This window comes from Streptomyces sp. NPDC091377 (genome assembly GCF_044757045.1).
In the GTDB taxonomy this organism is placed as follows: Bacteria; Actinomycetota; Actinomycetes; order Streptomycetales; family Streptomycetaceae; genus Streptomyces.
The window spans coordinates 683993-705004 of the sequence record NZ_JBIVUE010000002.1 but is presented as its reverse complement, the minus strand read 5'-3'; the positions used below and the strand labels follow the sequence as shown (position 1 = coordinate 705004).

The following is a 21012-nucleotide window of genomic DNA, read 5'->3' as shown; positions in this document are numbered from 1 at the left end:
ACACCGGATCGGCCCGCGCCTCGGGTGCCTATCGGGTTGGCCGGTACCCCTGGCGCCGATCGGGTCGGCCGGCACTCCCGGTGCCCACCGGGTTGGCTGACGCCCTCGACGCCCACCGGATCGGCCCGCGCCTCGGGTGCCTATCGGGTTGGCCGGTACCCCTGGCGCCGATCGGGTCGGCCGGCACTCCCGGTGCCCACCGGGTTGGCCGGCGCCCCGGCGCCGATCGGGTTGGCCGGTACCCCCGGTGCCTATCGGGTCGGCCCGCGCCTCGGGTGCCTATCGGGTCGGCCGGTACCCCTGGCGCCTATCGGGTCGGCCCGCACTCCCGGCCGAGGGCCCTCGGGCGACGCCGACGAGAGCCGACCGCCCGGGGCCGCACCGCCGAGGTCGGCGACCCGGCGCCGGATCCGTCCAGGGTCCGGCCCCCGGAGGACGGCTGCCCTCTGGTCCGGCCCTGCCTGTCGGGGGCGGGCCGGAGGGAGGCGGGCCGCCGGGAGCCCGCGTGCCTGGGGCCCGGCCCCGGTCCGCGTGCCATGGCCTCGCGGCCACGGGTCCGCGTGCCATCCGCGTGCCACGGGCCTGCGGTCACCGTCGGACCGGAGGGAGGCGGGCCGCCGGGAGCCGCTTGCCGAGCGCCCACCCTTGAACCCCGACCGCCGATAGCCGGCGCCCGGGGATCGGCCGCCGAGAGCCGACGCCCGGGGACCGGCCGCCCGAGGACCCGGCCACCCCGGGGACCGAGACGTCCAGGGCCCCGAGCCCGCCCGCCCAGGGTCGGCGAGTCCGCCCGTCCAGGGCCCGGGCCCGCGCCTTGGTCCAGGGTCCCGAGTCCGCCCGCCCAAGGTCGGCGAGTCTGCCCGTCCAGGGCTCGGGCCCGCCCCGGTCCAAGGCCCCGAGCCCGGCCGCCCAGGCTCGCCGAGCCCGCCCGAAGTCGCCGAGTTCGCCCGCCCAAGGTCGCCGAGCCCACCCCCGCCCAGCGCCCCCGAGCCCACCCCCTAGCGTCCCCGAGTTCGCCCGCCCAAGGTCGCCGAGCCCACCCCCGCCCAGCGCCCCCGAGCCCGCCCCCTAGCGTCCCCGAGTCCGCCCGCCCAAGGGCCCCGAGCCCGGCCCCGCCCCCGCCCCAGACCCCCGTGCCCACCCCGCCCAGGGCCCCGAGGTCGCCCCGGCCCAACACCCCTCCCGCGCACCGCAAACCCCCCTGGTGTCGGCTGCAAACGTTCAGGGCCGGACGGGCGAACGGCTCCGCATGCACGGGCGAACCCGCCCCTCAGGGTGATCGGACGCCCCTGACCTGAGGCATAAGCCTTCAGAGAGCATCCGCCCTCGACGATCACCGGCCCGCCGCACGCCCCCCGACGGCCCCCTCGACGCCCCTTCCCGTTCGCTCAGCAGACGCTCAAATCGCCGTAACGATCCCGTCACCGGGGTCGCCTCTTATGGCGAGGCACCCCCCGTTTGTCCCCTTCTTCTTGTGCTGTGCGTCACATCGGACCCGGGTGATCTGCCAGAACCGCGTGATAGATCTTCACGACGCCCGGCGGACGCCACCCCTGTCCTGTCGGGTGCGCCACCGAGCCGGCGGACCGCCGGCCAGGCACTCCATCCATCCGGGGGGATCGAGATCCGATCCGCAGCCACCTGAGGGCTCGGGTCGGGCCATGGAGAAAGGCGCACGACAGATGACCTCTGCTCAGGTCGACACCGAGCACGACGGCACCGGGGCCGGGGGCGGACAGACCCCCGAAGAGGGCTACGAGCGCGGCCTCAACAGTCGTCAGGTCCAGATGATCGCCATCGGCGGCGCCATCGGCGTCGGCCTCTTCCTGGGCGCCGGGGCGAACATCGCCAAGGCCGGCCCCAGCCTGATCGTCATGTACGCCCTCGCGGGCGTGATCATCTTCTTCATCATGCGGGCCCTCGGCGAGCTACTGCTCTACCGCCCGGTCTCCGGCTCCTTCGCCGAGTACTCCCGGGAGTTCCTCGGCCCCTTCTTCGGCTACTTCACCGGCTGGACCTACTGGCTGATGTGGGTGGTCACCGGCATGGCGGAACTCACCGCCGCCGCCATCTACATCAACTACTGGTGGCCCGCGATCCCCCAATGGGTCACCGCCCTCGTCTTCCTCGTCGTACTGTTCGGCGCCAACCTGATCTCGGTGAAACTCTTCGGCGAGATCGAGTTCTGGTTCTCGATGGTCAAGGTCACCGCCATCATCGGCATGATCGTGATCGGGCTCGGCGTCCTCACCTTCGGCTTCAGCGCCGCCGGCGACACCGCCTCGGTCTCCAACCTCTGGGCGCACGACGGCTTCTTCCCCAAGGGCGTCGGCTCCTCGCTGATGACCCTCCAGGGCGTGATGTTCGCCTACCTCGCCGTCGAACTGGTCGGCGTCACCGCCGGTGAGTCCAAGAACCCGGAGAAGACCCTCCCCAAGGCCATCAACACCCTGCCCTGGCGGATCGCCCTCTTCTACGTCGGCGCGCTCACCGTCATCCTGTGCGTGGTCAAGTGGACCGAGTTCGCCCCCGGGGTGAGCCCGTTCGTCGCCGCCTTCGCCCAGATCGGCATCCCCGCCGGCGCCGCCATCGTCAACTTCGTGGTGCTCACCGCGGCCCTGTCGTCCTGCAACTCCGGCATGTACTCCACCGGCCGCATGCTGCGCACCCTCGCCGACAACGGCGAGGCCCCGCGCACCTTCACCCGGCTCTCCGCCACCAAGACCCCCGCCTTCGGCATCGGCGTCTCGGCGCTCTTCATGGGCATCGGCGTGGTCCTCAACTACCTCGTCCCCGAGAAGGCGTTCGGCTACGTCACCTCCGTCGCCACCGCCGCCGGCATCTGGACCTGGCTCATGATCCTCGTCAGCCATGTCCTCTACCGCCGGGCCGTGGTCGCGGGCCGGCTGCCAGGCTCCTCCTTCCCCGCACCGGGCGGCTCGGTCTGCTCGTACATCGCGATCGTGTTCCTGCTCTTCGTCACCGGACTGATCGCCTACGACGCGGACGCGCGGGTGTGTCTGTATGTGATGGCGGGCTGGGCCGCCGCACTGGGAGTCGGCTGGCTCGTCCTCAAGAACCGCAACCCGGAGATCACCATGGACCGCACCGCGGAGCCCGGCGACCGCACCGGGGAGCCCGGCGACCGCACCGGGGAGCCCGGCAAGGTCGGCTGAGCCGCCACTCCCACCCCCCGAACCCCGTCCAGCATGTGGGCCGTTCCGTACCGCCGTCCGGTACGGAACGGCCCCTCTGCTTATCCTGGCCCGCATGCTGACCCTCACCCAGGCCCTCCACGACCAGATCGTCGCCCACGCGCGCGAGGACCACCCCGACGAGGCGTGCGGCGTCGTCGCCGGCCCCGCCGGATCCGACCGCCCCGAGCGGTTCGTCCCGATGCTGAACGCCGCCCGCTCACCCACGTTCTACGAGTTCGACTCCGCGGACCTGCTCAAGCTCTACCGCGAGATGGACGACCGCGACGAGGAGCCGGTGATCATCTACCACTCCCACACCGCGACCGAGGCGTACCCCTCCCGCACCGACATCACCTACGCCAACGAGCCCGGCGCCCACTACGTCCTGGTCTCCACCGCCGACACCGACGGGGCCGGAGACTTCCAGTTCCGCTCGTTCCGGATCCTGGACGGCGCGGTCACGGAGGAGGAGGTCACGGTCGTAGCCGCCTACTGATCCCGGCATGCGGTCAGAATTCATCCAGTATGCGAGATCACATTCCAGAAGCCGGACCGGGAATCGATACGATGAACCCATGGTTCTGTACGACGTGAGCGAGAAGACGCCGGGCACGCTGCTCGTGGCGCGGCTGCACGTCGACCTGTGCAGGCTTGCCAGCGCCATCTGTTGACGCTCCGCCCTGCCGCCGTACGGCCGTCAGCCGCGGCGCGCGCCCCGCACCCCCGCGCCACCCCTGCCGCACCCGCGCCGCCGCGCGCCCACCGCCCCGACACCTTCCGACAGGAGCCCGCCACCATGGCCATCGAGGTCCGCATCCCCACCATCCTGCGCCAGTACACCGACGGCCAGAAGGCGGTCGAGGGCACCGGAGACACCCTCGCCGCGCTCTTCACCGACCTGGAGTCCCGGCACACGGGCATCCAGGCCCGCATCGTGGACGGCGATCAGCTGCGCCGCTTCGTCAACGTCTACCTCAACGACGAGGACGTGCGCTTCCTGGAAGGCATCAACACCAAGCTCACCGACGGCGACAACGTCACGATCCTGCCCGCGGTCGCGGGCGGCTCGGTCTGAGAACCGCGGCCCCCGATGCGCTACGACTCCCCGCTGGCCGCGGTGGGCAACACCCCTCTGGTGGGCCTGCCGCGGCTGTCGCCGTCCCCCGAGGTCCGGATCTGGGCCAAGCTGGAGGACCGCAACCTCACCGGTTCGATCAAGGACCGCCCCGCCCTGCACATGATCGAACGGGCCGAGAAGGACGGCCGGCTCACCCCCGGCTGCACCATCCTCGAACCCACCTCGGGCAACACCGGGATCTCCCTGGCCATGGCCGCCAGGCTCAAGGGCTACCGGATCGTGTGCGTGATGCCCGAGAACACCTCGCGGGAACGCCGTGACCTGCTCGGCATGTGGGGCGCCGAGATCATCTCCTCCCCGGCCGCGGGCGGCTCCAACACCGCCGTGCGCGTCGCCAAGGAACTCGCCGCCGAGCACCCGGACTGGGTGATGCTCTACCAGTACGGCAACCCCGACAACGCGGGCGCCCACTACAGCACCACCGGCCCCGAGATCCTCGCCGACCTCCCCTCGATCACCCACTTCGTGGCCGGACTCGGCACCACCGGCACCCTCATGGGCGTCGGCCGCTATCTGCGCGAGCACAAGCCGGACGTCAGCATCGTCGCCGCCGAGCCGCGCTACGACGACCTGGTCTACGGCCTGCGCAACCTCGACGAGGGCTTCGTCCCCGAGCTGTACGACGCCTCCGTGCTCACCACCCGCTTCTCCGTCGGCTCCGCCGACGCGGTCACCCGCACCCGTGAGCTGCTCCAGCAGGAGGGCATCTTCGCGGGCGTCTCCACCGGCGCCGCACTCCACGCCGCGATCGGTGTGGGCCTCAAGGCGGTCAAGGCGGGCGAGCGCGCCGACATCGCCTTCGTCGTCGCCGACGGCGGCTGGAAGTACCTGTCCACCGGCGTCTACACCGCGGCGACCACAGAAGAAGCCATCCAGACCCTCCAGGGCCAACTCTGGGCCTAGCCCGGACACCGACCCTGACCCGGAACCCCGGATCCCGGGGTACCCGGCCTGGATCGGACACCGGACCCAGCCCGGACACCGGCCCGGGCCGATTACCGGACCCGACACCGAGCCCGGGCCGACCCGGGCCGATTACCGGGCGGGACACCGGAGGGCCGGATACAGGCCGTGGCCTGGCCACCGGGCCGGGACCCGACCCCGAGCCCGGGCCGACCCAGGGCCGATTACCGGGCGGGACACCGGGGGGCCGGATACAGGCCGTGGGCCGGACATCGGGCCGGGATCCGACACCGGACCGGACGCTGAGCCAGGGCCGGGTCCAGGCCCTGGGCTGGACATCGGCCGGAACCCGACACCGGTCCCGGACCCGACACCGGTCCCGGACCCGACACCGGTCCCGGACCCGACACCGGTCCCGGACCCGACACCGGACCCGGACCCGACACCGGACCCGGACCCGGACCCGACACCGGACCCGACACCGGCCCCGGACCTGATCCGGGCCGATTGCCGGACCGGACGTTGAGCCTGGGCCGGGTACAAGCCCTGGGCTGGCCACCGGGCCTGGACCCGGCACCGGGCCCGGACCTGATCCGGGCCGATTACCGGACCGGACGTTGAGCCTGGGCCGGGTCCAGGCCCTGGGCCGGACACCGAACCGGGCCGATTACCGGACCGGACACTGAGCCCGGGCTGGCTACAGGCCCTGGGCCCCACACCGGGCCGGGGACCCGACACCGGTCCCGGACCCGGCACCGGGCCCGACCCGGACCGGACACTGAGCCCGGGCTGGCTACAGGCCCTGGGCCCGACACCGGGCCCGGATCCGCCCCCCGGGCCGATCACCTCGCCGGACGTCGGGCCCGCTCCGGGACGCCCAGGTGGTGGTTTCCTAGGTCAGGTGACGGACCTGGTCCCACAGGGCCGGGTCGGCGGTGCCCGCCCGGCGGCGGAAGTCGCCCAGCGGGACCCGGCGCAGCTCGTCCGTCTCCAGGAAGCTCGGACGGCCCCGGGCGTCGCCGACCGCGCCCGGCGGGAGCGGGATCACCCCGGCGCGGTCGTCCCGGTACCGCGTGGTGATCTTCGCGACGGTCGCCCGCCGCCCGCGCACCGCCAGCACCAGACACGGCCGGTCCTTGCCCCCCGGCCCGTCCTCGTACGGCACCCTCGCCCACCAGATCTCCCCGGCCCGCGGCGCCGGCCGAGCGCCCCGCCGCCCCGGGCGTCCCGGCGGCCGACGGCGACCGGCCGGACGGCGCCGGCCGACCCCCTCCGCGAGCGCGGCGATCAGCGCGAGCAGCACCACCGCCGCGAGCGCCGGCCACCATGACGTGTCCATACGGACGACCGTACCGGCCCGCCCCACCACGGCGTACGAGCCGTCCCACCCGCGCGCCGGTGCCGAGCGCCCTACGCGCCCCCGGTCCAGCCGAACCGGTGACAGCACAGGTGAGTTCCCCCACAACAGCCCTTTGCGGAGGAGCGACCGGAGGTTTTGCGCCTTACGCTCGACGCACCGCACGACCCCCGTTTCTCCATATCCGCCCGCGGAGGTTTCTGTTTCATGAAGCTCACCGTCGTCGGCTGCTCGGGGTCGTTCCCGTCCGCGGAATCGGCCTGTTCGAGCTACCTCGTGGAGGCCGACGGCTACCGGCTGCTTCTCGACATGGGCAACGGTGCCCTCGGCGAGCTGCAGCGCCACTGCGGTCTCTACGACCTCGACGCGATCTTTCTGAGTCATCTGCACGCCGACCACTGCATCGACATGTGCGCCTATTTCGTGGCGCGCTACTACCGGCACGACGGCGGCCGTTGCGCCCCCCTCCCGGTCTACGGACCCGAGGGCACCGAGCACCGGCTGACCACCGCCTACGCCGACACCCCGACCGCCTCCTCGATGAGCGAGGTCTTCGACTTCCACACGGTCAAGCCGGGCAGCTTCGAGATAGGCCCGTTCACGGTGCACACCGACCGGGTGGCCCATCCCGTGGAGGCGTACGGCATCCGGGTGGAGCACGGCGGCCGGTCGCTGACCTACTCCGGCGACACGGGGGTCACCCCGGCGCTGGACGAACTCGCCCGGGACACCGATCTGTTCCTGTGCGAGGCGGCCTTCACCCACGGCAAGGAGGCCATCCCGGACCTGCACCTCAACGGCCGTGAGGCCGGGCAGACCGCGACCCGCGCGGGCGCCCGCCGCCTGGTGCTGACCCACATCCCGCCGTGGACCGACCCGCAGCTCAATCTGGCCGACGCCCGCACCGCCTACGACGGCCCGGTCGAGCTGGCCGCGCCGAGACTGTCGTACGAGATCTGACCGGACCGGACCGGACCGGACCTGACCGGAACGGGCCTGACCTGGTCCGATCTGGTCGTTTGCGGGTTCGTGGGTGTGAGAAGGCCCCGGCATCGTCGTGATGCCGGGGCCTTCTCGGGTTCGGGTGAGGGTCACGCCTTGGTGAGGTCCTCGACCTCCTCCTCGGGCTCACGGCCCGGGGTGGGGAGGTTGAACTTGATGATCGCGAACCGGAAGACCGTGTAGTAGATCACCGCGAAGACCAGGCCGATCGGGATGATCAGCCATGGCTTGGTCGCCAGACTCCAGTTCAGGCCGTAGTCGATCAGACCCGCGGAGAAGTTGAAGCCCGCGTGGACACCCAGCCCCCAGGTGACGGCCATCGAGATGGCGGTCAGCACCGCGTGCAGCACATACAGCAGCGGCGCGATGAACATGAACGAGAACTCGATCGGCTCGGTGACACCGGTCACGAAGGAGGTCAGCGCGAGCGAGACCATCATGCCCATCACGACCTTGCGGCGCTCGGGCCGGGCGCAGTGGGCGATCGCCAGCGCGGCGGCCGGCAGACCGAACATCATGATCGGGAAGAAGCCCGACTGGAACATGCCCGCGTCGGGGTCGCCCGCCAGGAAGCGCGAGATGTCGCCGTGCACCACGTCGCCGGAGGCGGTCGTGAAGTCACCGATCTGGAACCAGGCCACGGTGTTCACGAACTGGTGCATGCCGATCGGGATCAGCGCACGGTTGATCGCACCGAAGATGCCCGCGCCGGCCGCGCCGAGCCCGGTCATCCACTCGCCGAAGTTGGTGATGACGTCGCCTATCGGCTCCCAGACCAAGCCGAAGAAGACACCCATCGCCAGACCGACGAAGGCCATGATGATCGGGACGAGCCGTCGGCCGTTGAAGAAGCCGAGCCAGTCCACCAGCTTCTTGCGGTGGTACCGCTGCCACAGGACCGCCGCGAGCAGACCCATGATGATGCCGCCGAGCACACCCGGGTTGTTGTACGTCGCGGCCACGTCCGCGCCGTCCTGGACCTTGGCCTCGGTCACCGGGAAGGCTTCCAGCACCTTGCTGTAGACCAGGAAGCCGACCAGGGCGGCGAGCGCCGTGGAGCCGTCGGACTTCTTGGCGAAGCCGATGGCCACACCGATACAGAAGAGCAGCGGGAGGTTGCCCAGGATGGCGTTGCCGGCCAGGGCGAACACCGAGGCGACCTTGTCCCAGCCGAAGCCGTCCGCGCCGAACACATCCGGCTGACCGAGGCGGATGAGGATACCGGCCGCGGGCAGCACCGCGACGGGCAGCTGGAGGCTGCGGCCGATTTTCTGGAGGCCCAAGAACAGACCGGATCCCCGCTTCTTCGCGGGGGCCGCCGTGGTGGTGGCGGAACTCATACTTCCTCCAACGGGTGGTGGTCTACACCACTCAGTGGTGTAGACCTGTTGTAGCAGATGAGCAGCGCATAAGGAACCCACCTTTCATAAACCCACAGGACCGCCCTCCGGATCCCTCCCGGGCACGCCGAAGGGCCCCCGGACACGAGGTCCAAGGGCCCTGGGAGAACCGGTGGTTGAGGCCGCTGTGAAGCCGGTTACACCTTGGTCACATCCTCCACCTCGTCCTCCGGTTCACGGCCCGGAGTCTTCAGATCGAACCTCGTGATCGCGAACCGGAAGATCGCGTAGTACACCACCGCGAAACCCAGCCCGATCGGGATGATCAACCACGGCTTGGTCGCCAGATTCCAGTTGATGACATAGTCGATCAACCCGGCCGAGAAACTGAAGCCGTCCTTGACCCCCAGCCCCCACGACACCGCCATCGACACCCCGGTCAGCACCGCGTGCACCGCGTACAGCAACGGCGCGACGAACAGGAACGAGTACTCGATCGGCTCGGTGATCCCGGTCACGAACGACGTGAGCGCCACCGAGAGCATCAACCCACCGATCTCCTTGCGCCGCCCCGGCTTCGCGGTGTGCGTGATGGCCAGCGCCGCGGCCGGCAACGCGAACATCATGATCGGGAAGAAACCCGTGGTGAACTGCCCCGCGTCCGGGTCACCCGCCAGGAACATATTGATGTCACCGTGCACCACCGTGCCGTCCGGCTTGGTGTAACTGCCGAACTGGAACCAGATGGGCACATTCAGGAACTGGTGCAGACCGATCACCAGCAGCGCCCGGTTCGCGAGCCCGAACACCCCCGCGCCCCACGCCCCCAGCCCGTCCATCCAGTCGCTGAAACTCTCCAGCGCACTGCCCACCGGCGGCCACACCCACAAGGACAGCGCCGCGACCGCGATCGCCACGAACGCCATGATGATCGGGACCAGCCGACGCCCGTTGAAGAAGCCCAGCCAGTCCACCAGCCTGGTCCGGTGGAAACGGGCCCAGAAGTAGGCGGCCAGCAGACCGATCACGATGCCGCCGAAGACCCCAGGATTCTGGTACGTGAACTCGCTCACCGTACTGTCCGCCGCCTGGCAGCCGGTCGCCGTCACCGTCGTGCCCTTCGGACACTCCACCGGGAACTGACGCAGCACCGAGTAGTAGACGAGAAAACCCACCACCGCCGCGAGCGCGGTCGACCCGTCCGCCTTCTTCGCCATACCGATGGCGACACCCACGCAGAACAGCAGCGGCAGCCCGAGAGTGGAGTCCAGCAGCGCGCCACCCGCGCCGACCATCACCTTGGACACATCGGTCCAGCCCAGCCCCTCGTCACCGAACACATCCGGCTGACCCAGCCGGTTGAGGATGCCGGCGGCAGGCAGTACCGCGATGGGCAGTTGAAGACTGCGGCCCATCTTCTGCAGCCCCTGGAACACTGTGTTCCAGCGGGCACGCGCGGGACTGACGGCGCTCTCGGCACTCATCGGACTCCTCTCGGAGGGACCGGGTTTGGCGGGGCTCCCACAGGTGGTGTAGACCATTTGGGAGAGGGTTCCGCTGTCGTGACGCCATCATTCGGTACGGACGGCATGACCGCTCGCAAAGTTGGGCCAACTGTGGGTTACTGCGACAAAGCGGTTCAGACCAGGGAGAAGGACACATGGCCAGCAAGGCTGAGAAGATCGTCGCCGGGCTCGGAGGCATCGAGAACATCGAGGAGATCGAAGGCTGCATCACCCGCCTCCGCGTCGACGTCAACGACCCCGCCCTGGTCGACGACGCCGCCCTCAAGAGCGCCGGCGCCCACGGCGTCGTCAAGATGGGCACCGCCATCCAGGTCGTCATCGGCACCGACGCCGACCCCATCGCCGCGGACATCGAAGACATGATGTGAACCACCACCACACCAGCTGACCACCAGGGCCCCTCCACCCCCCCCGACCGGAGGGGCCCTTCCGCACCCCCACGACCGGCAGAAACCCCCTCACACCCGAGTACTAGGCTCGCCCCATGTCACGCATCGACGGCCGCACCCCCGACCAGCTCCGCCCCGTCACCATCCAAAGGGGCTGGAGCAAGCACGCCGAGGGCTCCGTCCTCGTCTCCTTCGGCGACACCAAGGTCCTCTGCACCGCCTCCGTCACCGAAGGCGTCCCCCGCTGGCGCAAGGGCACCGGCGAAGGCTGGGTCACCGCCGAATACGCCATGCTGCCGCGCGCCACCAACACCCGCGGCGACCGCGAATCCGTCAGAGGCCGGATCGGCGGACGCACCCACGAGATCTCCCGCCTCATCGGCCGCTCCCTGCGCGCCGTCATCGACTACAAAGCCCTCGGCGAGAACACCGTCGTCCTGGACTGCGACGTCCTCCAAGCCGACGGCGGCACCCGCACCGCCGCCATCACCGGCGCCTACGTCGCCCTCGCCGACGCCGTCACCTGGGCCAAGGACAAGAAACTCATCCGCGCCGCCCGCCAGCCACTCACCGGCACCGTCTCCGCCGTCTCCGTCGGCATCGTCGACGGCACCCCCCTCCTCGACCTCCGCTACGAGGAAGACGTACGCGCCGACACCGACATGAACGTCGTCTGCACCGGAGACGGACGCTTCGTCGAAGTACAGGGCACCGCCGAAGCCGAACCCTTCGCCCGCGACGAACTCGACGCCCTCCTGAACCTCGCCGTCACCGGCTGTGGAGAATTGGCCGACGCACAACGCCTCGCACTTGATACCGTCCTGGAAAAGTAAAGGACGTACCAAGTCAGCCGGTCGGCACGGGCAACCGCGCCGACCGCACGTGCGTCTCTACCCATACGGACGCACGGCTCATCCTTGTGCGTCCGGCCAGCACACCGGGCGGAGGGAACGGCAACGGGCCGCGCCCCCGGCCCGTATCGAGGGAGGGGACCGTTCCCATGGCCGCGAGCCGCCGTCGCCGCACCGCAGCCGTCGTCGCCACCGTGGCGGCCGTCGTGCTCACCGCCGGTCTGACCACCGGCTGCGACGCCGTCGACAAGGCACTGGACTGCGTCCAGGCCGCCGACGCCATCGCCGACAGCGTCACCGACCTCCAGCAGGCCGTGGACGCCGCGGCCAACGACCCGACCCAACTGGACGAGTCCCTGAAGTCGATCGACGACAACCTCAACGAGATCGGCGACAAGACCGACAACACCGACGTCAACAAGGCCGTCGAAGACCTCCAGAAGGCCGTGGACAACGTCCGCACCTCCGTCGACAACGGCGACGCGACCCCCGACATCAGCCCCGTCACCGACGCCGCGGGCGAACTGACCAAGGTCTGCACCCCCTGACCCCCGCGGGTGGATGACCCACCCGCGGAACAACGGTGCCCGGCACACCGCGACACCCCGACGGTCCGGCCGCTGTCCATCAGACGTGGTGGTCGTGGACACGGCCGACCGCCGGCCCGTCCGCACCACCCGGAATACTGACCCCATGAGCCGCCTCATCCTCGCCACCCGCAACGCCGGGAAGATCGCCGAACTCAAGGTCATCCTCACCGAGGCCGACCTGGGCCACGAACTCGTCGGAGCCGAGTCCTACCCCGACATCCCCGACGTCAAGGAAACCGGCGTCACCTTCGCCGAGAACGCCCTGCTCAAAGCCCACGCCCTGGCCCGCGCCACCGGACTGCCCGCCGTCGCCGACGACTCCGGACTCAGCGTGGACGTACTGGGCGGCTCACCCGGCATCTTCTCCGCCCGCTGGGCCGGCCGCCACGGCGACGACCAAGCCAACCTCGACCTGCTCCTCGCCCAGCTCTCCGACATCGCCGACCCGCACCGCGGCGCCCACTTCACCTGCGCCGCCGCCCTCGCCCTGCCCGACGGCACCGAACGCGTCGTCGAGGGCCGCCTGCGCGGCACCCTGCGCTTCGAACCCGCCGGCACCCACGGCTTCGGCTACGACCCGATCCTCCAGCCCGACGGCGAGACCCGCACCTGCGCGGAACTGACCCCCGACGAGAAGAACGCGATCAGCCACCGGGGGAAGGCGTTCCGGGCGCTGGTGCCGGTGGTACGGGAACTGCTCGCCTGACGACGAACGAAGAAGGCCCGGCCTCGGGAGGGCCGGGCCTTCGTCTGACCGGTCAGTGCGGCCGGTGGGAGTCGAACCCACATGGGCATACGCCCCGAGGCTTCTAAGGCCTCTGCTTATACCGTTCAGCAACGGCCGCCTGCGGGCCATGTTACCGGGAACGCGAGTGGTCTCTGCCCTTCCCTCTGCACCAGGTGGGGGTGACCGCGTGACAGTTGGGACACAGCAATCGCAGGTTCTCGCGGCGGTCGTTCTGCCAGTCGCCGTCGATGTGATCGACCTCCAGCGTCATGGCCTTGCCGAGCCACTTGGATCCGACTCCGCACAGGGCGCACACGTCGGCCACCCCTACCTCGCGCAACGCGCGCCGCAGCAGATAGGTTCTCGTCCGCCTCTGGCCGTCATGCTGAATCAGGATCTCCTCGGCACGCTTGGCGGGGACGGCCCCAGGCTTCCCCTTCCGACTGCCCTGCCCCAGGAAGTGAGAGGTGTCGAGCCCGGCCGCCGCCACCCACTCGGGGAACAGAGCGCGCAGCGGCTTGTGGTAGGGGTCGTGCCCCAGCGCGCGAAGCGCGGCGGCGACGGAGGTCGCTTCTTGGACGGCGCGTCGCAGTGCATCGGCCGTCGGTCTTAGGGACGCCCATTTGTTCCGCGGCGACCTGGGCATGTGGGAGACATCGATCCCGAAGTGGTCGAAGCGCCGGAAGAGGTAGCGGCGGAGGTTCTCGTACGGCCGGGTGCCGAAGAAGGCGACGACCTCCTCGATGTCCGCGCACCGTGCGGCGGCTTCCGCCAACCGCTCCCGCGTGTACTGGACGCCGCCGTTCATCGGGACGCACGGTGGACGGGACGCTTGCCCCGGCCACGGTAGGTGTCTGTCGTGGAATGACAGTTGGGGCACAGCAGCCGCAGGTTCTCGATCCGGTTGTTCCGCCAGTCGCCGTCGATGTGATCGACCTCCAGCGGCAGCGGTTGGCCCAGCCAGACCGCCTTGATGCCGCACAGGGCGCACAGTTCCTCGACGCCGAGTTCCCTCATGGCTCGTTTGAGCCGGGTGGCCGGTGTGCGTTTGGCGTGTGGTGACCGATCCTCGACGAGGATCTCCTCGGGGGTGCGTCGGCGGCGGTTCTCCCGCATGTTGTCGGTGCGGACGGCGGTTGTGAAGTGTGACGTGTCGATGCCGTGCGCCCTGATGCGGCGACTGATGTGCGTGTGCTGGCCTCCGACGACCTCGACTCCTAGACGGCGTAGCACTTCACACATGTTCCCTGAGGCGGAGACGGCGGCTTCGAGGACCTCCTTCGTCCAGCGCAGTCCGTCCCGCTCGAAGTGCGAGGTGTCCACCCCCAGCTTCCGCATCCGCTCGCGGAGATAGTGCCGCGTGGAACTCCTCGGATCCACCCCCAACCGCACCAACGCCTCCGACAACGTCCGCGCCCCCCGGGCTGCCTCCTCCAACCGCTCCTTGGTGTACGCACTGGCCCCCATAACGCTCCTCCGTCCTAGATCACCAGTTCGTGATCTCGTACGGAGTAACGAGCCGCTTGTCGGACAGTCACGCCAAGGACCCGCCCCCGCCCCCGCAAACACGCCGCCCGCCCCTCGCCCCCGCCCCGCCCCGCCCCCGCCCCCGCAAACACGCCGCCCCACCCCTCGCCCCCGCCCCCGCCCCAACAAGCAAAACGGCCCGCACCCGGTGCTCACCCGGTGCGGGCCGCCTCGCCCGGTCGAAGGGGGGGCTCAGACGCCCAGGTCCTTGATGATCTTGGCGACGTGGCCGGTCGCGCGGACGTTGTAGAGGGCCCGTTCGACCTTGCCCTCCTCGTCGACGACGATCGTGGAGCGGATGACGCCGAGGTAGGTCTTGCCGTAGTTCTTCTTCTCGCCGTACGCGCCGTACGACTCGATCACCGTCTTGTCGGGGTCGCCGACCAGGGTGACCTTGAGGTTCTCCTTCTCGCGGAACTTCGCGAGTTTCTCGGGGGCGTCGGGGGAGACGCCGATCACGTCGTAACCGGCGTCGGTCAGCAGGTCGAGGTTGTCGGTGAAGTCGCACGCCTGCTTGGTGCAGCCTGGCGTCAGCGCGGCGGGGTAGAAGTACACGATGACCTTGCGGCCCTGGTGGTCCGCCAAGGACACGTCGTTGCCGTCGGCGTCGGGCAGGGTGAAGGCGGGGGCCACGTCCCCGGGCTGGAGTCGCTCACTCATGTGATCGAGCCTAACCGGGGGTCCTGACAGTGCGGGGCGGCAGGAAGCTGACAGACTGTCCGGAACAGCGCGACAGCAGACTTCGGAGGCCAAACGGTGGCGGACACGTCGGACACCCGAACCCCGGCGCAGATCGAGGCGGACATCAAGCGCCGCCGCGAGGTGCTGGCCGAGACCTTGGACGAGATCGGGGTGCGGGTGCATCCCCAGACCATCGTCGGAGATGCCAAGGCGAAGGTCGCCGCGAACGTCGACAGAACGCTGGGCAAGGCATATGTCCAGGTCAACCGGACGGTGAGTGAGGTGAGGGGGCGGTTCGTGGACGACGAGGGCTCGCCCCGTCCGGAGCGGATCGTGCCGGTCGTCCTGGTCGTCGTGGGCGTGGTGGGCCTGCTGGCTCTCGGCTCCCGGCGCCGCAAGGGCTGACCCGGGGGCGTACGGGTACGGTGAGGGCAGGTAGGTTTCTGGCCGTGAGCACCAACACGAACGACTCCGGCATCCCCGCGGACAAACTCCCCATCCGCATGCTGCACGACCGCGTCCTCGTCCGGCAGGACACCGGTGAGGGCGAGCGGCGCTCGGGCGGCGGCATCCTGATCCCGGCCACGGCGGCCGTGGGACGCCGTCTGGCGTGGGCCGAGGTGGTGGCGGTGGGGCAGAACGTGCGGACGGTGGAGCCGGGGGACCGGGTGTTGTACGACCCCGAGGACCGTGCCGAGGTCGAGGTGCGCGGTGTGGCCTATGTGCTGATGCGGGAGCGGGATCTGCATGCCGTGGCCGCCGACCGCTTCGAGGGTTCCGAGGACTCGACCGGGCTGTACCTGTAGGGACTGGGCCCTGCGAATCAGGGGCTTCGAGGGGCTGGTGACCATCGTCACCAGCCCCTTTCGATTGCCCTTTGCTATGTTTGGAAGGCATCCCGACGAGACGCGCCGTACCGGGTCATTCGCAAAGACGACGCACCCCCGTCCCTACGGCACTTTTCAGTGCATGACGTCTCGGAGGTGCCTTTCATGGCCTGGGTTCTGTTGATCATCGCCGGTCTGGTCGAGGTCGGCTGGTCGATCGGTATGAAGTACACCGAAGGGTTCACCCGGCTGTGGCCCAGTGTGTTCACCGGTGCCGGCATCGTGATCAGCATGCTGCTGCTCGCGCAGGCGGCCAAGACCCTGCCCATCGGCACGGCCTACGGTGTCTGGGTCGGTATCGGCGCGGCCGGTGCGGCGATCCTCGGGATGGCGATCCTGGGGGAGCCCGTCACGGCCGCCCGGATCTTCTTCATCTCGCTGCTGCTGGTGGCGGTCGTCGGTCTGAAGGCGACCTCCGGTCACTGAGCCGCGCCGCACAGCCCCGTACGGGCGCGGGCGCCGGTCGGTTCTCCACCGACCGGCGCCCGCTTCTGTGTCCGCTCACTGTCTGCGTGGGGTCCCCGGCTGTCCGCCCGGCCCGGTGGTGAGCCCGCCGGTGGTGCCGCCGTCGGCCGCTCCGCCGCCGGTCGTGCCGCCGCTGGGGGATTCTCCGGTGCCGCCGCCTGTGGTGGGGTCGCCGGTGGTGCCCCCGTCGGCGGTGCCGCCGGTGGTGGTGTCACCGGTCGTGCCGCCGGTGGTGTCCCCCGTCGTGCCGCCGGTGGTGGTGCCGCCGTCCGTGGCGCCTTCCGTGGGGCCGCCCGGGGTCTGTCCGCCGCCGTCGCCGTTGCCGTCGCCGGCCTCCCCGCTGGGCGGGACGGCCGCGTCGCTGGAGTTGGTCGGGTCGGGTTCCTCGCCGGAGGGCGGGGTCGACGGGTCCACCCACTCGTCGGCGCCGTCCTGCACCTGGAGCTCGAACTCGGTCTCCGGGGTGCCCTTGAGGGCGTCCTTGGTGTACTGCGCCCAGATCTTCGCGGGGGGTCCGCCGCCGTTGATGCGGGGCAGGCCGAGCGCGTTGTAGAGCGGTTCCTGCTTGGCGGACTTGGGGTTCTGGCCCATCACCGCGACCACGGTGGCGAGGTCCGGGGTGTAGCCCGCGAACCAGGCGGCCTTGTCCTCCTCCGCGGTGCCGGTCTTGCCCGCGGCGGGGCGTCCGGCGGCCTGGGCGGCGGAGCCGGTGCCGTTGTCGACCACGCTCTGGAGGATCGAGGTGGTGGTGTCGGCGGCCTCGCGGCTGACGACCTGGCTGGTCTTGCGGTCGGGCAGTTCGACGTCCGCCTGCCCGTCCTTGGTGATCTTCTCCACGAGGGTGTACGTGCCGTGCTTGCCGTGGTTGGCGAGGGTGGCGTACGCCTGCGCCATGTCGAGGACGCTGGCGGTCGCCACGCCGAGCGCGGCCGAGGGGTAGGGGCCGAGTTCCGGGGTGCTCTCGGGCAGGCCGAGGTCGACGGCGGTGTCCCGTACCTTCTCGGGGCCGACGTCCACGGCCATCTGCACGTACACCGAGTTGACTGATTTGTCGGTGGCCTGGCGGACGCTGACGTCGCCGTAGTCGACCTGGTCCTCGTTCTCGGGGGCGTAGGGCTCGCTCCAGCCCTGCACCGGGCGTTCGTTGGTGCCGTCGTAGACCGTGTTCGGGGTGATGGTGGCGCCGTCCTGGGTGCTGGAGTGGCGGTCGACGGCGGCGGTGAACACGAACGGCTTGAAGGTGGAGCCGACCTGGTAGTCCCGGCGGGTGGCGCCGTTGGTGTACTGCTTGACGTAGTCGATGCCGCCGTACATGGCGACGACCTTGCCGGTCTTCGGGTCGACGGAGGCGCCGCCCGCGCGGACGTAGGAGTCCACCTTGCGGTTCTTCTTGTCGAGCTGGGACATCAGGTGGTCGTCGACGGCCTCCACGAAGGCGTCCTGCTTGGGCTTCTCCAGCGTGGTGGTGATCCGGTAGCCGCCGGCCGCCAGTTGTTCGGGGGTGAGGATGTCCTCCTCGGTCAGGTACTGCTTGACGGCCTCCACGACATAGCCGCGCTGTCCGGACATCCCGGTGGAGACGGTGGCCTCGCGGGGCATGGGGAACTTCAGCCCGGCCCGCTCGGACGCGCCGAGCCAGCCTTTCTTGACCATGCCGTCCAGGACGTAGCCCCAGCGGGCCTCGGCCGCCTTGCGGTTTTGCGGCTGGGCGACGACGTCGTACTCGCTGGGCGCGTTCAGCAGGGAGGCGAGGTAGGCGCCCTGGGCGGGGCTGAGTTCGGCGGCGTCGATGCCGTAGTACGCCTGGGCGGCGGCCTGGATGCCGTAGGCGTTGCGGCCGAAGAAGCTGGTGTTGAGGTAGCCCTCCAGGATCTCGTCCTTGCTCTTCTCCCGGTCGAGCTTGATGGCGATGAAGAACTCCTTCACCTTGCGGGTGAGGGTCTGTTCCTGGGCCAGGTAGTAGTTCTTCACGTACTGCTGGGTGATGGTGGACCCGGACTGCTTGCCCTGGCCCATCGCCGTCTTCCAGGCGGCCCGGACCATCGCCTTGGGGTCGATCGCGGACTGGGAGTAGAACTCGCGGTCCTCGGCGGCGAGCACCGCGTGCTGGGCGTCCTTGGAGATCCCGGCCAGGGAGACGTTCTCCCGGTTGACCTCGCCGTCGCGGGCGAGCTGGCTGCCGTCGGCGTAGAGGTAGACGTTGCTCTGTTTCATCGCCAGCGCGTTGGCGGGTGGGATCTTGACCAGGGAGTAGCCGAGGAAGAACAGCCCGCCGAGCAGCAGCAGGCCGATCACGAAGGTGGACAGCACTATCCGCCAGGTCGGGATCAGCCGGCGCCAGCCGGTCCGCTTCGGGCGGCCCTTCTTGCCCTCCCCGGGCTGCGGTGGCGGTGCCGAGCCCTCGGTCGGCTGCTGTGGCTGCGGCTCGTCGCTCATGTCGTGCACGGACTCCTGTGTCGCGGCGTACGTCCTGTACGCCCTCGGTAACGCTGCTACGTCCCCGTACGTCCCCGTACGCCCCCGGTTGCCGCCCTCCAGGTCCTTGGTGGCGGCTGCCGTACGGCCCCGTACGCCCTGACTCACGTATGTGGCCCCCTGTTGAAGACTCTCGCACCCGGCGTTCCGTTCCCGGTCACCGGCACGCGACCGGGCGGAAAATGCGGTGGCGTACGTCACTGCCCACTCGCTAGGGTCGTGCGCTTCGTGTCCTGACGGGCTGGGCGGCGGTGAGGGAGGGTGGTGGGTGTGGGCGGGGGCCGGTTGTACCTGGCTGTCGCGGTGGGGGGCGTACGACGGTACGCGACCTATCGTGCGGCGACCGCGGCCGGGGTGTTCACCAACACCGTCTTCGGCGTCATCCTCGTCTACACCTATCTCGCGCTGTGGGAGCAGCGGCCCGGGCTGGGCGGCTACGACCAGGCGCAGGCTGTGACCTTCGTCTGGATCGGGCAGGCTCTGCTGTCCACGCTGGCGATCGGGGGCGGCGGGTTCGAGGACGAGTTGATGGAGCGGATCCGGACCGGGGACGTGGCCGTCGATCTGTACCGGCCCGCCGATCTCCAGCTGTGGTGGCTCGCCAACGATGTGGGGCGGGCGGTGTTCCAGTTGGGGGCGCGCGGGGTGCTGCCGTTCGCGTTCGGCGCGCTGGCGTTTCCCGCCGCGCTGCCGTCCTCGCCGCTGACCTGGGTGGCGTTCCTGTTCGCGGTGCTGTTGGGGATGCTGGTGAGTTTCGGTATCCGCTATCTGGTGGCGTTGAGCGCGTTCTGGCTGATGGACGGTGCCGGGGTGACGCAGTTGGCCTGGCTGCTGGGGTTCTTCTGCTCGGGCATGCTGCTGCCGCTGAACGTGTTCCCGGGCGTTCTGGGCGAGATCGTCCGCGCGTTGCCCTGGTCGTCGCTGCTCCAGGCCCCGGCGGATGTGCTGCTCGGCCGTGCCGATCTGTGGGAGACGTACGCGTTCCAGGGGGCGTGGGCGGTGGTGCTGCTGGGTGCGGGGCGGATGCTGCAGTCGGCGGCGACCCGGCGGGTGGTGGTGCAGGGTGGCTGAGACGACCCGTGCGGAGGCCGGGTGCGGCGGCCCTTCGGACGTCCCGGAGCGGGGTTACTCGTACGGCACCCGGTTGCGGGACGGGGTGCGGGCGTACCGCATGATCGTCGCGATGTGGATCCGCTCCACGATGGCGTACCGGGCGTCTTTCGCGATGATGGCGGTCGGCAACTTCCTGGCGACGGGCCTGGACTTCGTCGCGATCCTGCTGATGTTCTCGCGGGTGGACACGCTGGGCGGGTACGCGCTGCCCGAGATCGCCCTGCTGTACGGGCTGTCCAGTATCTCCTTCGGTCTGGCGGATCTGGCGATCGGCTCGATGGACCGGCTCGGGCGGCGGGTGCGGGACGGCACGCTGGACACCTTGCTGGTGCGTCCGGCGCCGGTGCTGGCGCAGGTGGCCGCGGACCGGTTCGGGCTGCGCCGGCTCGGGCGGGTGCTGCAGGGCGGGCTGGTGCTGGGGTACGCGCTGGCGACGGTGGACGTCGACTGGACGCCGGGCCGGCTGCTGCTGATGCCGGTGATGGTGGTGAGCGGCGCGTTGATCTTCTGCGCGGTGTTCGTGGGCGGGGCGGCGTTCCAGTTCGTGGCGCAGGACGCCTCCGAGGTGCAGAACGCGTTCACGTACGGCGGCACGACGCTGTTGCAGTACCCGCCGACGGTGTTCGGCCGGGAGTTGGTGCGCGGGGTGACCTTCGTGCTGCCGCTGGCCTTCGTGAACTGGGTGCCGGCGGCGTATGTGCTGGGGCGGCCGTATCCGCTGGATCTGCCGGGGTGGATGGCGTTCATGTCGCCGCTGGTGGCGGTGGGGTGCTGTGCGCTGGCCGGGCTGGCGTGGCGGGCGGGGCTGCGGACGTATCGGAGCACGGGGAGTTGAGCAGCGGGG

Annotated in this window: 22 protein-coding genes, 1 tRNA gene and 1 riboswitch; of the genes, 15 read left to right on the top strand and 8 right to left on the bottom strand. The window is 70.2% G+C overall.

What is annotated here, in order from left to right; translation table 11 throughout:
• The first annotated feature begins 1682 nt into the window (after positions 1 to 1682).
• From ACIQNG_RS07215 to ACIQNG_RS07195, 5 genes are all read left to right on the top strand, one after another.
• Positions 1683 to 3176: an amino acid permease gene (locus ACIQNG_RS07215; RefSeq protein ID WP_401482966.1), complete on the top strand. Its 1494-nt coding sequence runs from the start codon at positions 1683 to 1685 to the stop codon at positions 3174 to 3176.
• Positions 3177 to 3270: 94 nt separating this feature from the next.
• Positions 3271 to 3693: a Mov34/MPN/PAD-1 family protein gene (locus tag ACIQNG_RS07210; protein ID WP_401439274.1), complete on the top strand. Its 423-nt coding sequence runs from the start codon at positions 3271 to 3273 to the stop codon at positions 3691 to 3693.
• A 79-nt stretch (positions 3694 to 3772) separates the two neighbouring features.
• Positions 3773 to 3868, top strand: a complete 96-nt coding sequence (locus tag ACIQNG_RS07205; protein ID WP_401439276.1) for a putative leader peptide — start codon at positions 3773 to 3775, stop codon at positions 3866 to 3868.
• A gap of 125 nt (positions 3869 to 3993) precedes the next feature.
• A complete protein-coding gene (locus ACIQNG_RS07200) occupies positions 3994 to 4272 on the top strand; it encodes a MoaD/ThiS family protein (RefSeq protein WP_401439279.1) in 279 nt (92 codons plus the stop codon).
• A 15-nt stretch (positions 4273 to 4287) separates the two neighbouring features.
• Positions 4288 to 5238 (top strand): PLP-dependent cysteine synthase family protein, encoded by a 951-nt coding sequence (locus tag ACIQNG_RS07195; RefSeq protein WP_401439282.1) that lies wholly within the window; start codon positions 4288 to 4290, stop codon positions 5236 to 5238.
• Positions 5239 to 6130: 892 nt separating this feature from the next.
• Here the strand turns inward: ACIQNG_RS07195 and ACIQNG_RS07190 are convergent.
• Entirely contained in the window at positions 6131 to 6577 is a 447-nt protein-coding gene (locus ACIQNG_RS07190) for a type II toxin-antitoxin system PemK/MazF family toxin (protein ID WP_401482965.1), read from the bottom strand.
• 225 nt (positions 6578 to 6802) lie between these two features.
• On the opposite strand from ACIQNG_RS07190, the gene ACIQNG_RS07185 reads away from it, so the two are divergent.
• Positions 6803 to 7555 (top strand): MBL fold metallo-hydrolase, encoded by a 753-nt coding sequence (locus ACIQNG_RS07185; protein WP_401433487.1) that lies wholly within the window; start codon positions 6803 to 6805, stop codon positions 7553 to 7555.
• 131 nt (positions 7556 to 7686) lie between these two features.
• Here ACIQNG_RS07185 and ACIQNG_RS07180 read toward each other — a convergent pair whose 3' ends face one another.
• Positions 7687 to 8937 carry a PTS transporter subunit EIIC gene (locus tag ACIQNG_RS07180; RefSeq protein WP_401433484.1) on the bottom strand — a complete coding sequence of 417 codons (1251 nt, stop codon included), beginning with the start codon at positions 8935 to 8937 and terminating at the stop codon, positions 7687 to 7689.
• 197 nt (positions 8938 to 9134) lie between these two features.
• Entirely contained in the window at positions 9135 to 10421 is a 1287-nt protein-coding gene (locus ACIQNG_RS07175; protein WP_401482964.1) for a PTS transporter subunit EIIC, read from the bottom strand.
• 140 nt (positions 10422 to 10561) lie between these two features.
• Here ACIQNG_RS07175 and ACIQNG_RS07170 point away from each other — a divergent pair, with 140 nt between their 5' ends.
• From ACIQNG_RS07170 to rdgB, 4 genes are all read left to right on the top strand, one after another.
• Positions 10562 to 10831, top strand: coding sequence for a glucose PTS transporter subunit EIIB (locus ACIQNG_RS07170; protein ID WP_401433539.1), 270 nt, complete (start codon positions 10562 to 10564; stop codon positions 10829 to 10831).
• A gap of 116 nt (positions 10832 to 10947) precedes the next feature.
• Positions 10948 to 11685 carry a ribonuclease PH gene (rph, locus tag ACIQNG_RS07165; RefSeq protein WP_401433478.1) on the top strand — a complete coding sequence of 246 codons (738 nt, stop codon included), beginning with the start codon at positions 10948 to 10950 and terminating at the stop codon, positions 11683 to 11685.
• A 167-nt stretch (positions 11686 to 11852) separates the two neighbouring features.
• Positions 11853 to 12251 carry a hypothetical protein gene (locus ACIQNG_RS07160; RefSeq protein WP_401482963.1) on the top strand — a complete coding sequence of 133 codons (399 nt, stop codon included), beginning with the start codon at positions 11853 to 11855 and terminating at the stop codon, positions 12249 to 12251.
• Between the two features lie 145 nt (positions 12252 to 12396).
• Positions 12397 to 12999, top strand: a complete 603-nt coding sequence (gene rdgB / locus ACIQNG_RS07155) for an RdgB/HAM1 family non-canonical purine NTP pyrophosphatase (protein WP_401482962.1) — start codon at positions 12397 to 12399, stop codon at positions 12997 to 12999.
• 56 nt (positions 13000 to 13055) lie between these two features.
• On the opposite strand, the gene ACIQNG_RS07150 is transcribed toward rdgB, so the two are convergent.
• The 4 genes from ACIQNG_RS07150 to bcp form a co-directional block, all read right to left on the bottom strand.
• A tRNA-Leu gene (locus tag ACIQNG_RS07150) sits at positions 13056 to 13138 on the bottom strand.
• A 12-nt stretch (positions 13139 to 13150) separates the two neighbouring features.
• Positions 13151 to 13828, bottom strand: a complete 678-nt coding sequence (locus ACIQNG_RS07145; protein ID WP_401482961.1) for an HNH endonuclease — start codon at positions 13826 to 13828, stop codon at positions 13151 to 13153.
• The gene (locus ACIQNG_RS07140; protein ID WP_401482960.1) at positions 13825 to 14487 is read right to left on the bottom strand and encodes an HNH endonuclease signature motif containing protein; all 663 of its coding nucleotides are present in this window, start codon (positions 14485 to 14487) and stop codon (positions 13825 to 13827) included. The genes ACIQNG_RS07145 and ACIQNG_RS07140 overlap by 4 nt, the downstream gene beginning before the upstream one ends.
• A 252-nt stretch (positions 14488 to 14739) precedes the next feature.
• The gene (gene bcp, locus ACIQNG_RS07135) at positions 14740 to 15207 is read right to left on the bottom strand and encodes a thioredoxin-dependent thiol peroxidase (RefSeq protein ID WP_401433464.1); all 468 of its coding nucleotides are present in this window, start codon (positions 15205 to 15207) and stop codon (positions 14740 to 14742) included.
• A gap of 96 nt (positions 15208 to 15303) precedes the next feature.
• Here bcp and ACIQNG_RS07130 point away from each other — a divergent pair, with 96 nt between their 5' ends.
• From ACIQNG_RS07130 to ACIQNG_RS07120, 3 genes are all read left to right on the top strand, one after another.
• The gene (locus ACIQNG_RS07130; RefSeq protein ID WP_401433461.1) at positions 15304 to 15633 is read left to right on the top strand and encodes a DUF3618 domain-containing protein; all 330 of its coding nucleotides are present in this window, start codon (positions 15304 to 15306) and stop codon (positions 15631 to 15633) included.
• A gap of 98 nt (positions 15634 to 15731) precedes the next feature.
• Positions 15732 to 16034, top strand: coding sequence for a GroES family chaperonin (locus ACIQNG_RS07125; protein WP_401433537.1), 303 nt, complete (start codon positions 15732 to 15734; stop codon positions 16032 to 16034).
• Positions 16035 to 16102: 68 nt separating this feature from the next.
• A riboswitch (guanidine-III (ykkC-III) riboswitch) is annotated at positions 16103 to 16171 on the top strand.
• Between the two features lie 49 nt (positions 16172 to 16220).
• A complete protein-coding gene (locus ACIQNG_RS07120) occupies positions 16221 to 16541 on the top strand; it encodes a DMT family transporter (RefSeq protein WP_401433458.1) in 321 nt (106 codons plus the stop codon).
• Between the two features lie 75 nt (positions 16542 to 16616).
• On the opposite strand, the gene ACIQNG_RS07115 is transcribed toward ACIQNG_RS07120, so the two are convergent.
• Positions 16617 to 19016, bottom strand: a complete 2400-nt coding sequence (locus tag ACIQNG_RS07115; RefSeq protein WP_401483074.1) for a transglycosylase domain-containing protein — start codon at positions 19014 to 19016, stop codon at positions 16617 to 16619.
• A 303-nt stretch (positions 19017 to 19319) separates the two neighbouring features.
• Between ACIQNG_RS07115 and ACIQNG_RS07110 the strand changes: the two genes are divergently transcribed.
• Positions 19320 to 20126 carry an ABC transporter permease gene (locus ACIQNG_RS07110; RefSeq protein WP_401482959.1) on the top strand — a complete coding sequence of 269 codons (807 nt, stop codon included), beginning with the start codon at positions 19320 to 19322 and terminating at the stop codon, positions 20124 to 20126.
• Complete coding sequence (locus tag ACIQNG_RS07105) at positions 20119 to 21003, top strand: ABC transporter permease (protein ID WP_401482958.1); 885 nt, start codon at positions 20119 to 20121, stop codon at positions 21001 to 21003. The genes ACIQNG_RS07110 and ACIQNG_RS07105 overlap by 8 nt, the downstream gene beginning before the upstream one ends.
• The last annotated feature ends 9 nt before the right edge of the window (positions 21004 to 21012 follow it).